At 60.8% G+C, this 13,011-nt stretch carries 10 protein-coding genes; 8 read left to right on the top strand and 2 right to left on the bottom strand.

The genetic code is table 11. The features are described from left to right. Window positions 1–100 precede the first annotated feature (100 nt). Window positions 101–2,305, top strand: coding sequence for an adenylate/guanylate cyclase domain-containing protein (locus P9228_RS12690; RefSeq protein WP_278053724.1), 2,205 nt, complete (start codon window positions 101–103; stop codon window positions 2,303–2,305). Between the two features lie 175 nt (window positions 2,306–2,480). On the opposite strand, the gene P9228_RS12685 is transcribed toward P9228_RS12690, so the two are convergent. Beyond that, window positions 2,481–3,344, bottom strand: coding sequence for a FecR domain-containing protein (locus P9228_RS12685; protein ID WP_278053723.1), 864 nt, complete (start codon window positions 3,342–3,344; stop codon window positions 2,481–2,483). Window positions 3,345–4,015: 671 nt separating this feature from the next. On the opposite strand from P9228_RS12685, the gene P9228_RS12680 reads away from it, so the two are divergent. The 3 genes from P9228_RS12680 to P9228_RS12670 are packed head-to-tail and all read left to right on the top strand — an operon-like array spanning window position 4,016 to window position 7,630. Continuing rightward, window positions 4,016–5,230, top strand: coding sequence for a glycosyltransferase family protein (locus P9228_RS12680; protein ID WP_278053721.1), 1,215 nt, complete (start codon window positions 4,016–4,018; stop codon window positions 5,228–5,230). Window position 5,231: 1 nt separating this feature from the next. After that, window positions 5,232–6,476, top strand: a complete 1,245-nt coding sequence (locus tag P9228_RS12675) for a glycosyltransferase (protein ID WP_278054068.1) — start codon at window positions 5,232–5,234, stop codon at window positions 6,474–6,476. Next, complete coding sequence (locus P9228_RS12670; RefSeq protein WP_278053720.1) at window positions 6,473–7,630, top strand: glycosyltransferase family protein; 1,158 nt, start codon at window positions 6,473–6,475, stop codon at window positions 7,628–7,630. Before P9228_RS12675 ends, P9228_RS12670 begins: the two co-directional genes overlap by 4 nt. Before the next feature lie 77 nt (window positions 7,631–7,707). Here P9228_RS12670 and P9228_RS12665 read toward each other — a convergent pair whose 3' ends face one another. After that, window positions 7,708–8,379 (bottom strand): SAM-dependent methyltransferase, encoded by a 672-nt coding sequence (locus P9228_RS12665; protein WP_095800629.1) that lies wholly within the window; start codon window positions 8,377–8,379, stop codon window positions 7,708–7,710. 83 nt (window positions 8,380–8,462) lie between these two features. On the opposite strand from P9228_RS12665, the gene P9228_RS12660 reads away from it, so the two are divergent. The 4 genes from P9228_RS12660 (at window position 8,463) to P9228_RS12645 (ending at window position 12,977) form a co-directional block, all read left to right on the top strand. After that, window positions 8,463–8,816 (top strand): hypothetical protein, encoded by a 354-nt coding sequence (locus tag P9228_RS12660; protein ID WP_278053718.1) that lies wholly within the window; start codon window positions 8,463–8,465, stop codon window positions 8,814–8,816. Window positions 8,817–8,831: 15 nt separating this feature from the next. After that, complete coding sequence (locus P9228_RS12655) at window positions 8,832–11,546, top strand: ABC transporter ATP-binding protein (RefSeq protein WP_095781213.1); 2,715 nt, start codon at window positions 8,832–8,834, stop codon at window positions 11,544–11,546. Window positions 11,547–11,648: 102 nt separating this feature from the next. Continuing rightward, window positions 11,649–12,095 carry a cyclic nucleotide-binding domain-containing protein gene (locus P9228_RS12650; RefSeq protein WP_067326300.1) on the top strand — a complete coding sequence of 149 codons (447 nt, stop codon included), beginning with the start codon at window positions 11,649–11,651 and terminating at the stop codon, window positions 12,093–12,095. A 36-nt stretch (window positions 12,096–12,131) separates the two neighbouring features. Continuing rightward, entirely contained in the window at window positions 12,132–12,977 is an 846-nt protein-coding gene (locus P9228_RS12645) for an MBL fold metallo-hydrolase (protein WP_278053716.1), read from the top strand. Window positions 12,978–13,011 lie beyond the last annotated feature (34 nt).

Raw genomic sequence — 13,011 nt, 5'->3', positions numbered from 1 at the left:
TTGCCGGGAACAATGCAGCCTAGCTTCGAGGCTCGAAAGCTGCCTCCCGGAGCGGGGCCATGCAGGCAGGATACGCGGCACAGTTACTGGTGCAGATGTCATGACACGCGCCCAGTTGGCCGGCGTCATCCTGGGTCTGTCGCTGGTCGCAGCGCTTACCATTGTCCGGGCGAGCGACCCGCAGCCGTTGAGACTCGCCCGCGAAGCGACGTTCGACCAGTATCAGAGGCTGGCACCTCGCCGCTTCGAGTCGATGCCCGTCCGCGTGGTGGACATCGACGAGGCCTCATTGCAGCAGTTCGGGCAGTGGCCGTGGCCCAGGGATCGCATGGCGGCCCTGGTCGAAAAGCTGACGGAGCTTGGTGCGGCAGCCATCGCATTCGACATTCTTTTCGCCGAGCCCGACCGTCTGTCGCCTCGCACTGTCCTCCGCGACGTGCCGGGCATCGATCCGGCCCTGCTCGACCGCCTGCCCGACAATGACGAGATCTTCGCCGGGTCGATCGCCGGCAAGCCAGTTATCCTGGGCTACGGCATCTCCAACGAAGGGAACTATCGGCCGCAAATCAAGGCTGGCATTGCCTTTATGGGCGAGAGCCCGATCGCTGCTCCTCCGCCTATCAAGGCAGCCACGCCGCTGCGGCCGCAGCTTGAGGCCAATTCAGCCGGCATCGGACACATCAGCCTCAATCCCGGCAGATCGACCGCTGTGGTGAGGACAGCCCCACTCTTTCTGACTGATGGCGAGCAGCTTTATCCGGATCTTGCCCTCGAAGCCATAAGAGTAGCGCAGGGGGCCTCCACCTACCTCATTGCCGGCGCGCCGGATCGGCAGGGCATAATGACCTCCGTCAAGGTCGGCGACTTCGTTATCCCGGTGACCTCGGCCGGCGAACTCTGGCTCTATGTCAGTCCCGACAGGGCCGAGCGTTATGTTTCGGCGAAGGACGTGCTTGCACCCGGCGGCGTCTCGTCCGAAACGAGGGCCGCGATCGAAGGCAGCATCGTGTTTGTCGGCACTTCGGCCGCCGGGCTGCAGGACATTCGTGTCACCGCGCTCGGTGAGAACGTGCCGGGCGTCTCGATCCACGCGCAGATCGTTGAACAGGTGCTGTCCGGCCACTATCTGTCTCGGCCTGATTGGGCAAACGGGCTGGAAATCGCGTCGATCGCGATGCTCGGCAGCCTCCTGGTGATTCTGACGATTTTCGTAAGCCCCGCGATTGCGCTCGCCTGCGGCCTTGCGATCACGGGACTGGCGCTCGTCGCATCATGGTTTGCCTTTTCGCTTGCGGGACTGCTGTTCGACCCGTTTGCGCCGATCCTCATGGGCACGATCACGCATTTCGCGACAACCTCTTTCCGCTTCCTGGTGACTGATCGAGAGCGGCGCGCGATCCGGCGGGCCTTCGGTCAGTATTTGTCGCCATCGCTTCTCTACCGGATCGAGCACACGCGCGACGCGCTTCGTCTTGGCGGCGACGACCGAGAGCTGACCGTGATGTTTGTCGATGTGCGAAACTTCACGGAGATCAGCGAAAGACTGCCGCCCACCGCCGTCGTGCGGTTTTTGAACACGCTTCTCGACGCGCTCAGCCGTCATGTCACCGCCAATGAAGGCACGCTCGACAAGTTCATCGGCGATTCGATCATGGCCTTTTGGAATGCCCCGGTCGACGTCACCGATCATCCCCGCAAAGCCGCTCGCGCGGCATTGGCGATGCGCGAGACGATTGCCCGCCTCAACGAAAGCGATGCATTCGGATTCGGGGCCGGGCAGACGGTTCGCATCGGTATCGGAATCCATACCGGCGTCGCCTGTGTCGGAAATATGGGCGCGGAGTCGCGTTTCAACTATTCGGCCGTTGGCGACGCGGTGAACATCGCAGCGCGTATCGAGACAACGTGCAAGACGGTGAGTTTCGATATCCTCGCGTCCGACGACACAGTAAGATCGCTGCAAGGCTGGGCCTTGCTCGACGCGGGATCGCTGGAACTCAAGGGAAAGAGCACGAGGACCAGAATCAATGCCGTCGTAGGCGATGAAAACGTTGGGTCGTCGCCGGATTTTGCCGAATTGCGGCTTCTCCACGGCAAGCTCGTGGAGGCGTTGCAATCCCGCTTGCCAGGCACCCGAAAGATGATCGCGGCGGCCAAAGTCAAGGCTGCGGGCCTGCCGACAGGGTTGCAGGAATTCTATGGCCGGATCTCGCGCAGAGCGGATGATTTTGTTGGCAAGCGGGCGGGAGCGGCGATGGAAGCGAATGCCGGCTATGCGGAGCAACAATTCGGCTCCGGTTCCTGACCTTCATTGATGTAGGGCGGTCGACCGCTCGACTCGGTGGTGTTCAAGGGCAACAATTTCGTCCACCCCGACGTAGGGGCGAGTTGGCCCAGACCGGTTGGCGAAGTCGGATACGGACGCGCCGAGAAAAAGAGCGGCTATCCGCTGCTCTTGCCACTGCCGGCCACCCCTGCCGCTATTTTTTGCCAGGACCCTTGGATTTTCCGGGATTGCTGGGATCTTGCTTGCCCGGATCATTTCCATGGCCGTTGTTGCCGTCATCTTTGTCGCCCCGCGGCGGGCTCGGCGGATCGGGGGTGCCCGGACTGGGTGGTGCCGGTGAGTTGCGCCGCTCCGGCCGCGCCGGATGCTCCTGCTGAATGGCAGCCGTAAGCCCGCAATTTCCGCCGATTGCGTCAAAGCCTCCCGAGAGCTGCTGATTGCCGGTCAGAAACGGCAATGCCCGCGAGGTGCCGAGTGTGGTGAGCACAGATCGATTGACCTTGATAACGTCGGACATCGCGCCTGACGGCGTCGCGACCACGCAATCGCAGCGCCGCTTCAGTTCCCTGCATCCGCCGCCGCTGCAGAATCGGGCCGACCCCTTCAGCAGCACGACGGCGGTTTTGCCGTTGGGCGCGATGTGGACATCGAATGCTGTTCCCCGCACGCCTATTGTGCCTGCGGGCGTCACAATCTGGTAGGCGGACGAAGGCGAGTTCCCGCTTATCCAGCGAAACGTTCCCTTGGCAGCGCGGATGGTGAGCTTCTTCACCGAATTATCATCGTTGAAGACGTATTTGTCGAGGACGACGGAAGAACCCCACCCCACCGCCAGCTTGGTGCCATCCCGGAACACGAATTGGCCAAGCCCGGTATTGGATGTCCTGATTCGTTCGTCCCGATGAACGGGTGCGCTGACCACCAGTGGTCCGGTTGCGCCGGTAACGGCAGTCTTGATCACGACTGCCCGGCCCACTGCTTCTGCGGCTATGGTCGGTGTCGCATTGATGAGATTCGCGGCAAGCGCGACAACTGCAGCCCACCTCAAGGACGGCATGGGATCCTCCCCGAAACGACTTTATTAGCACATGCTTGAAAGGCTGTCCCCGCGGAGTCATACCTCAATTTGAGTAGGATATGGCTCTTTCGCTTGGGCGACGCTCGAAGGCACAATCGTCGACGTTAGGTCCTGCGCTTGGGTGGGCCGCGCGGGTTGCCCCCTCGCTCATCGGGTCGGAGGTGGGATAACGCCAATGCTGTTACTGAATTCGTCTGGCTGAGGGACAAGGCGATGTTCTGCGTGGGCGGCGCGAGAGCGCCCGCATCTGGGGCATCGATCATGGTTTGTGTCGGCGCGCTGTCTTTGAAGATCTTCAGCCCATTCTTGGGCAGTTTAGCCGCGTCGGCCACGAGGGAGGAGCGCCATCGCCCTGGCCGCTTTTCTGAAAGCAAGCAATCGGCCAGCCCGCGACCCGTCTCGATACAAGTGCATGTATCCGCCGTGATCTATCTGCAGCGCACGAGGCCGACAAGGCAAATAGGCTGGCATCGCATCCAATGTGCATAGCAGCTGAGCAGACGCTGCTCAGCATATGAACCCTCTTGGGTAATACAATTTGAAAAAATTGCTCCCTCATGTTCAAAACAGGTCGATAGACCCGCGAGAAATGGGTGCGAATCCTGCGGGGGCCCGCGGTCCTCAGGCGAGAATTCTAAAGAGGTTCGACAATGACCCAGCACGTACAAGATGCTCGAATTCTCATGTACAGCCACGACACGTTCGGGCTCGGCCACTTGCAGCGCTGCCGCACGATCGCGCATTCCCTGGTCGAGGATTTCCACGGACTTCAGGTGCTTATCATTTCGGGCGCGCCTATCGCCGGCGCCTTCGACTACCGCGCCCGCGTCGACTTCGTGAAGATCCCGAGCGTCATCAAGTTGCGCAACGGCGAATACACCTCGCTGGAAAAGGATATCGATCTGCATGAGACGCTAAGAATGCGCCAGTCGATCATTCGCCACACAGCCGAGACGTTTCGGCCGGATATCTTCATCGTCGACAAGGAACCGCTCGGGCTGCGCGGTGAGATCGAGGACACGCTGTCCTACCTCAAGACGCGAGGCACTACGCTGGTGCTTGGCCTGCGCGAGGTGATGGATGCGCCGCATCTGCTGGAAGCAGAGTGGGAACGCAGGGATGTGATGCGCAAGATAGGCCTGTTCTACGACAAGGTCTGGGCCTACGGTCCGCCGGATTTTTACGATCCGTTGACCGGCCTGGATGTGCCGCCGGCTATCAGGGCAAAGATGAAGTTCGTCGGTTTCCTGCAACGGAGCCTGCAGAAGAACGAGTTGCCCGGCCACCGCCCCGAGGGCGACTATATCCTCGTTACGACCGGTGGCGGCGGCGACGGCGCCGATCTGATCCACAACGTTATCGATGCCTATCAGCAGGATCCGCAATTGCAGCATAGGGCGCTGATCGTGCTTGGGCCCTACATGCCGGCGCGCAAGCGCAACAAGTTTCTTAAGAAGGGGTCCAAAATCCCGTATATCAAGATCATCGAATTCGACAACCGCATGGAAGAGCTGATTGCCGGCGCCAAGGCGGTAGTGGCGATGGGCGGTTACAACACCTATTGCGAGATACTGTCTTTCGACAAGCCGGCGCTGATCGTGCCCCGCGTCAAGCCGCGCGAGGAGCAACTGATCCGCGCACGGCGAGCAGCCGAACTCGGTCTCATCAAGATGCTTTCCGCGGAAGAAGCTGAGGATTCCCAGCGGTTTGCCGATACACTGAAGGTGCTGCCGGATCGGCCCCGCCCATCGCAGAGCAATCCGCACCTGAGGCTGGAAGGGCTGCCTCATATTTCCGCGATCGTCGCGGAACTGCTCGACCGGCGTGCCGGCCATCACCTTTCGGTCATTGAAGGCATCAACTGAGTTGCAACCTCGCAAGATCGTCGTGGTTCTGAAGGGTTATCCGCGGCTGTCGGAAACCTTCATCGCGCAGGAGCTGCTCGGGTTGGAGCGAGCGGGGTTCGACCTGATACTCGTAGCGCTGAGACGGCCGACCGACACAAAACGCCATCCGGTGCATAACGAGATCAAAGCGCCCGTCCATTATCTGCCGGAATATCTGCATGAAGAACCGATGCGGGTGGCTCGCTCGCTGTTTGCTTGTCTGCTGCGGCCAGGCTTCTGGCGCGCGCTCGGATCGCTGGCTGCCGACATCCCCCGCGACTTTACGCGCAATCGCGTGCGCCGCTTCGGGCAAGCGCTCGTGCTGGCGGCCGAATGGCCGGAAGATGCGGGCTGGCTGCATGCGCATTTCGCGCACACACCGGCATCGGTGACACGCTATGCCAGCCAGCTTCGCGGTCTGCCCTGGAGCTGCTCGGCCCATGCCAAGGACATCTGGACTTCGGCTGACTGGGATCTGGCCGGCAAGCTTTCCTCGGCGCGCTGGACGGTCACCTGCACGAAAACCGGCTTCGACCGTCTAAAAAAACTCGCTAACGGCAACTCGTCATTACATCTGAGCTATCATGGGCTCGACCTTGATCGCTTCGGCAGCTTCCGCGGGGCGCGGAAACCGCATGACGGCTCGGCACCGGACGAACCGGTTGTCGTTCTGAGTGTCGGGCGCGCCGTTGAAAAGAAAGGTTACGATACCTTGCTGGAGGCGCTTGCCCTCCTGCCTGGTGATTTGGCCTGGCGTTTCGAGCATGTCGGCGGCGGCGAGGAGCTGGAACGGCTCAAGGCGCTGGCGCAAAAGCTCGGACTGGATGGTCGCGTCTCTTGGAAAGGCGCGCTTGCTCAGGAGGAGGTGCTTGAGCACTACCGCCGAGCCGACATCTTCGCCCTGGCCTGCAGGATCACCGCAAATGGCGACCGGGACGGTCTGCCGAACGTTCTGGTCGAGGCGGCCAGCCAGCGGCTCGCCTGCGTGTCGACCGATATTTCCGGCGTGCCGGAGCTTTTATCTCCGGATGAAACCGGGCTGCTGGTGCCGACAGAAAATCCAATTGCCCTGGCACAGGCGCTGGAGCGCCTTATCCGTGATCCCGTGCTGCGCGCCCGCCTCGGCGACGCCGCAGAGTGGCGCGTGCGCGCCAATTTCGATCATATGACAAGCATTGGGCAGCTCAAGGAACTGTTCGAGCGGGAGTGGCGGGCCGCCGAATGAAGCGACTGCGCGCCTTCTTCTATGTCCAGCACCTCCTCGGTATCGGCCATCTTGCGCGCGCCAGCCGTATTGCGGCGGCTCTGGTCGATGACGGGTTTGACGTCACCGTCGTGACCGGCGGCGCCCCGATCGCGGGGTTTCCAGGGTCGGACGTCAAATCTGTATCTCTGCCACCCGTCACCTCCGGCGATGAAGGATTTTCCGGACTTGTCGACCTGCAGGGCAAACCCATCGACGATGCTTTCAAGAAATGGCGTTCGGAGATGCTGTTGCAGGCCTATCGGGATTGCGGGCCCGATATCGTCATTGTCGAGGCGTTTCCATTTGGACGCCGGCAGATGCGTTTCGAACTCCTGCCGCTGATCGAGGCCATCGAGGCGACATCACCCAGACCGCTGCTGGCGACGTCCGTCCGTGATATCCTTCAGGAGCGCGTCAAGCCGGGCCGAAACGAGGAAACGGTCGATCTCATCAACAGGCATTTCGACCTTGTCATGGTCCACGGCGATCCGGCTTTCGCAACCATCGACAAGACCTTTCCACTGGCTGGCGCGATGAGGGCCAAGGTTGCCTACACTGGGCTCGTTGCCGCGCCGCCACCGCCCGCGGTCTCCGAGCCCTTCGACGTTCTGGTGTCGGTTGGCGGCGGGGCTGCCGGAAAGAGCCTCGTCAGAGCCACTGTCGCAGCGGCGCGGAATGCCAACAGCGCTTGGAAATGGTGTTTGATCACCGGTCCCAACCTGCCGAAAGGCGATTTCGACGCGATCGCACGCGATGCCACGCCGGGCCTGTCCGTCTTCCGGTTCCGCGAGGATTTCGCCAGCCTGCTGACCGGCGCCCGCCTCTCGGTCTCGCAGGCGGGTTACAACACGGTCTGCGACGTGCTTCGCGCGGGTTGTCGCTCCCTACTCGTTCCATTTGCAGCGGGCGCGGAAACCGAACAGACGGTTCGCGCCCTGATGCTCGAAGAACTCGGTCTTGCAACGGTGCTGACGGAAAAGGACCTAACGCCTGAAGGTTTGGCGCGAGCGATCGAACAGGCGCTTGCTGGACCGAGGCCGTCCGCGCCTCGTCTCGATCTGGAAGGCGCGCGTCGCTCGGCCCAAATCCTGCGCGAGCGACATCGAACATGGTCCCTGAAAACGGAACTCTAGCTAACGCGCGTCGCCCCGGTGAGATTCGCGCGACGTCGTTATTCGACAGCCGTCACGCTTCTTTAGAGCGAAATGCGTTAAACAGTTCCAATCAGCATGAAACGCGTATAATTTTTGGTCGGCAGTTCGCCCGCGAACCGCACCTCCCGTAGCGGCGCCATTGCTTCGAAGGCTGCCAGTGAAGCCACGCAGTTGACGTGCGTCGGCTCGCTGAAATAATCGTTGGATTGCAGCAATACATTCGTGCCCCGCGGAAGCAGGGCAAGCCAGGCGCGCAGATCGACTATGTGTTCGCAGCTCGTATTGACCACCAGGTCGGGCTGCGCGGCCACATAGTCAACGGCGTACATATCTGCCGTCAGCGCGCGGAACCGGTCAACGGCATCCCGGTTGAGGGTCCGGGCGACCGGCGCGACTTCAGGATCGATGTCGATGCTATCAATCGCTCCGATGTCGAAGCGAGCATCGTTGAAAAGCATTGCCGGCAATACGCCGTACCATCCACCCAGAACCCATATGCGCCCGAACCGGCCGCCGCAGCTATCGAACAGCTTGTCGAGTGCCCACATCTTGCAGGCGACCTGCTTGTGGTTGAAGGCGTTGGCGATATCGGCCTGCGGATGCCTGGCGATGACGCGCGCCAGCCCTGCCACGAGAGGGTGGTTGACATAGGCGGCAATTCCCCGCGTGAGGTCCAAGGCCTGTTCGTGCCCGTCCATGCCCGCATTGCGTGGTTGCGTGACATCCATCATACTCGTCTTGTAGGTTGGGATTTCGGGCGACACAACGCAATCTTGCCCCGGCAAGGCTGGTTGGTTCGCGGACGTTGATCATGCTGCACGCCGCTTCGCCATTGCCCCGTGCCGGAGAGGGGCTGTCGCATCAGTCCGGACCATCGGCGTTCATGCGCCAGCATCAGCAGCGCAGCTGTGGCGGCCGTTCGCCAAAACGCCACGGCAGCCGTCAATCGTTTGGCCAGCTGCTTTCTTCGCTAATCAACAATGCCCGTGTTGCGGTCATCGACCATGCGCCTGAACTGGATCGCGCCGCCTCGCAGCGTCCTTTCATCGTTGAGCGCAGGACAATCACGGTGCACTGTGGCTCGAAGCATGTCGTTGGCGACGAAGAAATTGCCGATGCGCCACTAGCCAGCAGGTGCTTCTATGTCGTGCAGCCTTGCAATTGAACGGTCCACGGTCGGATGGAACCCAGTTTAGCCCGCTATATCTGGACGCACACCAAGAAGCAGCAGGTCTGGATATTGATGATCGTCGTGCTTTCGATGATCCCGTATTTCATATCCTTCGATCTGCCGAAGCTGATCGTCAACGGCCCCATCCAAGGTAAGGGTTTCGGAGAACCCGGTGCGACCCAGCCGTTCATGAGGCTGCACTATGACCTGCCATTCATTGGTGAGGTGCAGTTCTTCTCCGGCTTTCAGCTCGACCGCACGGAGACGCTGTTTGCGCTGAGTATTGTTTTCCTTTTGCTAGTCATCATCAACGGCCTGTTCAAACTCTACATCAACACATACAAAGGCCGACTTGGCGAGCGCATGCTGCGGCGTATCCGTTTCGATCTGATCGATCGCGTGCTGCGGTTTCCGCCGATTTACTTCAAACGCGTGAAATCCGCCGAAGTGGCGACCATGGTGAAAGACGAGGTGGAGCCGCTGGGGGGCTTCATCGGCGATGCCTTCCTGCAGCCGGTGCTGCTCGGCGGTCAGGCGCTGACGGCCATGCTGTTCATCATGGTGCAAAACTTCTGGCTCGGAACGATTGCGGTCGTGATCGTGGTGATCCAGATCGTCCTCATCCCGCGCATGCGGCGGCGGCTGATCGTGCTCGGGCGCGAACGGCAGTTGACGGCGCGCGCGCTCTCGGGCCGGGTCGGCGAAATCGTCGACGGCATCGGCGCGGTTCACGTCCACGACACATCAAACTACGAGCGCGCCGACATAGCTGCCCGGCTCGGCCTCATTTTCAAGATCCGCTTCGATCTTTACCAATGGAAATTCATGGTGAAGTTCCTCAACAATTTCCTGGCGCAGCTCACGCCCTTTCTGTTCTACATGATCGGTGGCTACCTGGTCATCCGGGGGCGGCTGGACGTCGGCCAGCTGGTGGCCGTGATCAGCGCCTACAAGGACCTGCCCGGACCGATGAAGGAACTGATCGACTGGGATCAGGCTCGCCAGGATGTCCAGGTCAAATACCAGCAGGTCGTTGAGCAATTCACCGTCGAGGGTCTCATTGCGCCAAGAATTGGGGCGTTGACGATCGATGCTCCCGGTCCGATGACCAACCCGCTGTCGGCGATCAATCTGTCCATAGCGGACGATGGCGGTGGAATGCTCCTCGACCGGATCTCGCTCCAGGTCAAGCCGGGTGAGACGGTGGCGCTGGTCAGCACCGCAACAGGTGGAGCGGAGGCGCTTGCGGAAGCCTTCGCGCGGCTGAACTGGCCGGACAGCGGAAAGATCGCTTCGGGCGCCGACGACCTGCTTGAACTTCCCGAAGCGGTGACCGGCCGGCGCATGTCCTACGCCTCGTCGGATGTTTTCCTGTTCCATGCAAGCCTCCGCGATAACCTGCTCTACGGGTTGAAGCATGCGCCGCTGACATCAGTGCCTTATGAGGGTGCTGCGGCAGACCAGCAGCGCTGGAACATTCACGAGGCGCGGCGGTCGGGCAATTCGGACCTCGATATCCGGAGCGACTGGATCGACTATGCTTCCGCCGGCGCCACCGGCCCGCACGACCTTTTTGAGGCGGTGCGCCGGGTGCTCGACGCGGTTCTTCTGTCGCGCGACATTCTGGATCTTGGCTTGCGCTCCTCGGCTGACCTGACGCGTCATACGGAACTCGCCAGGCGCATCGTCGAACTGCGTGCGGCGCTTCGAACCCGGCTGGAACAGGAAGGGCTGAGCGGACTGGTGGTTCCTTTCGAACCAGGCGCCTACAACAAGGAAGCATCGATCGGCCAAAACCTGCTCTTCGGCGCCGCCGCCGGCCCCGAACTGGCCGACAAGGCGCTAGCGGCCAATCCCTATTTTGCGTCTGTGCTGAGGCAAGCCGGCCTCGACCGCACGCTTTTCGAGATGGGCATGGAGATCGCCGAACAGGCGATCGAGCTGTTTGCCGACCTGCCGCCCGATCACCAGTTCTTCCAGCAGCTCGCCTTCATGGGCGCCGAAGAGATACCCGCCTACGAAACCTTGTTGCAACGGCTCAAGAACCGGCCCTATGAGGCAGTTTCGGAGAACGATCGCGCCATGATCGTTACACTGAGCTTTGCCTATATCGAGCCCCGGCACCGCTTCGGTCTGCTGAGCGAGGATCTGATGAGCAAGATCGTCGCTGCACGCAACCGTTTCTATGAAACCCTGCCGTCCGAGCTGCAAAATGCGATCGAACGTTATGATCCTGCCAAATACATTGCCGCGGCCAGCGTCATGGATAATGTCCTGTTCGGGCGTGTGGGCAACAACCATCCCGACGCGCCGGATCGCATCCGCTCCATCGTCTATGACATTCTCGACGAATTGGGGCTTTATGCCGAACTTCTGGATGTTGGCCTGGACTTCAACGTCGGCGCCGGCGGCAGGCGGCTGACCGCTGGACAGCGGCAGAAGCTCGATGTTGCCCGGGCCCTGCTCAAGCGTCCCGATTTTCTCATTCTCAACCGGCCGCTGTCGGCGCTCGACCAGCGTGCGCAGGACAAGGTGCTGCGAAACGTGCTCGACGAAGCCAGGTGCGACGGCCATTCGCCGGCAATTGTGTGGGTCGTGACGAATCCGGCAATGGGGATGATGTTCGATCGCGTTATCGTCTTCGACTCGGGTAAATTGGTGGAAGACGGAACGCTCGAGACACTTTTGGCAGGGAAGGGTATCTTCAAGGAACTGCTGTCTTAGACCAACGGGCATTGAGATGGGATCGTTCTGTCGGTGGGAATTGGCTGCAAGGCCACGGGATACGGCGCCTGGCAAACGCGAATTTTGAGAAGGTTTGCGACAATGCTGCTCAAGGATGAAGTTGGAATGCTGCAACGCGTTCCCTTGTTCTCCGGCATCGAACCGACAAAGCTCAAGCTGCTTGCGTTCACATCCGATCGTGTGAGCTACAGCGCCGGCCAGATCCTTTTCCGGCAGGGCGACGAGGGAGACGCCGCCTATGTCATCCTCTCAGGCAGCGCGGATGTTCTGGTCGATTCCGACAGCGGGCCGATAAAAGTTGCCGAACTGGCGCCGAATTCGATCGTTGGCGAGATCGCCATCTTGTGCAACAGCTCCCGCACTGCCACCGTCAGAGCGGCAAGTCCGCTGGAAGCCTTGAAAATCAGCAAGGATCATTTCCTGAGGCTTATGAAGGAGTTCCCGGAGATGACCATCGAGATATTGCGGGTTCTTGCCGATCGTCTAAGCCATACGACCGCGGACCTGATCGACGCACGAAACGCCTAGCAGCAGTTGTTTGGCCACGACGGGCGAAGGAGCAGCATGGATTTCCTGGTCAGGTTTTGGGGCGTGCGCGGCAGCATTTCGGTATCGGGACCAGAATTCTCTCGCTATGGCGGCAACACGAGCTGCATTGAGATGCGATGCGGCAAGCATATGCTTCTGTTCGACGCCGGCTCTGGCCTAGGGCTTGCCGGCAGAGCGTTTCGGGCCTCGGGCGTGACCGATTTCGAGCTGTTTTTCACCCATTGCCATTACGATCACATCATCGGGCTGCCGGCTTTCAAACCGATCTATGACCGGAGCGTCAAGGTCAGGCTTTGGTCCGGCCATCTTGCGGGACGCATGACGACCCGTCAGATGGTCGATGAATTCATGCGGCCGCCGTGGTTTCCGGCCAAGCTCGACATCTGCAAGGCAAGCATCGACTGCCGCGATTTCGTATCCGGAGACGTTCTAAGGCCGCGCGAAGGAGTGGTCGTCCGGACCGGCAGTCTCAACCATCCCGGAGGCTGCATAGGCTACCGCGTCGAATGGGGCGGCCGCGTCGTGGCGGTGATCACAGACACTGAGCACGAGCCGGGTAAGCTGGATCAGGCGGTGCTCGACCTGATCGAAGACGCCGACCTCGTCATCTACGATTGCACCTATACCGAGGACGAAATGGAAGACCGCCGTGGCAACGGGCACTCGACATGGCAGCAGGGCGTCAAACTCTGTGAGGCCGCCGGTGCCCGAGGGCTTGGGCTGTTCCACCACGATCCGACACGCACCGACGACCAATTGGACGAGATCGAGCAACTGGCCAAAGCCAGGTTTGCCGGCGCTTTTGCCGCGCGGGACGGCCAGACGCTCAAATTTCCAGTTTTATTGCACAAAAAGCGCTGAGCTATTTTGCTCTATCTTATTGTTTTGATGCAAT

Source organism: Mesorhizobium sp. WSM4898 (assembly GCF_029625845.1).
Lineage (GTDB): Bacteria > Pseudomonadota > Alphaproteobacteria > Rhizobiales > Rhizobiaceae > Mesorhizobium.
This window is presented reverse-complemented; position numbering and strand designations above follow the sequence as displayed.

Coding starts and splice junctions, on each gene's coding strand:
- P9228_RS12690 (WP_278053724.1), top strand. CDS start 101: ATGACACGCGCCCAGTTGGCCGGCGTCATCCTGGGTCTGTCGCTGGTC.
- P9228_RS12685 (WP_278053723.1), bottom strand. CDS start 3,344: ATGCCGTCCTTGAGGTGGGCTGCAGTTGTCGCGCTTGCCGCGAATCTC.
- P9228_RS12680 (WP_278053721.1), top strand. CDS start 4,016: ATGACCCAGCACGTACAAGATGCTCGAATTCTCATGTACAGCCACGAC.
- P9228_RS12670 (WP_278053720.1), top strand. CDS start 6,473: ATGAAGCGACTGCGCGCCTTCTTCTATGTCCAGCACCTCCTCGGTATC.
- P9228_RS12665 (WP_095800629.1), bottom strand. CDS start 8,379: ATGGATGTCACGCAACCACGCAATGCGGGCATGGACGGGCACGAACAG.
- P9228_RS12660 (WP_278053718.1), top strand. CDS start 8,463: ATGCTGCACGCCGCTTCGCCATTGCCCCGTGCCGGAGAGGGGCTGTCG.
- P9228_RS12655 (WP_095781213.1), top strand. CDS start 8,832: ATGGAACCCAGTTTAGCCCGCTATATCTGGACGCACACCAAGAAGCAG.
- P9228_RS12650 (WP_067326300.1), top strand. CDS start 11,649: ATGCTGCTCAAGGATGAAGTTGGAATGCTGCAACGCGTTCCCTTGTTC.
- P9228_RS12645 (WP_278053716.1), top strand. CDS start 12,132: ATGGATTTCCTGGTCAGGTTTTGGGGCGTGCGCGGCAGCATTTCGGTA.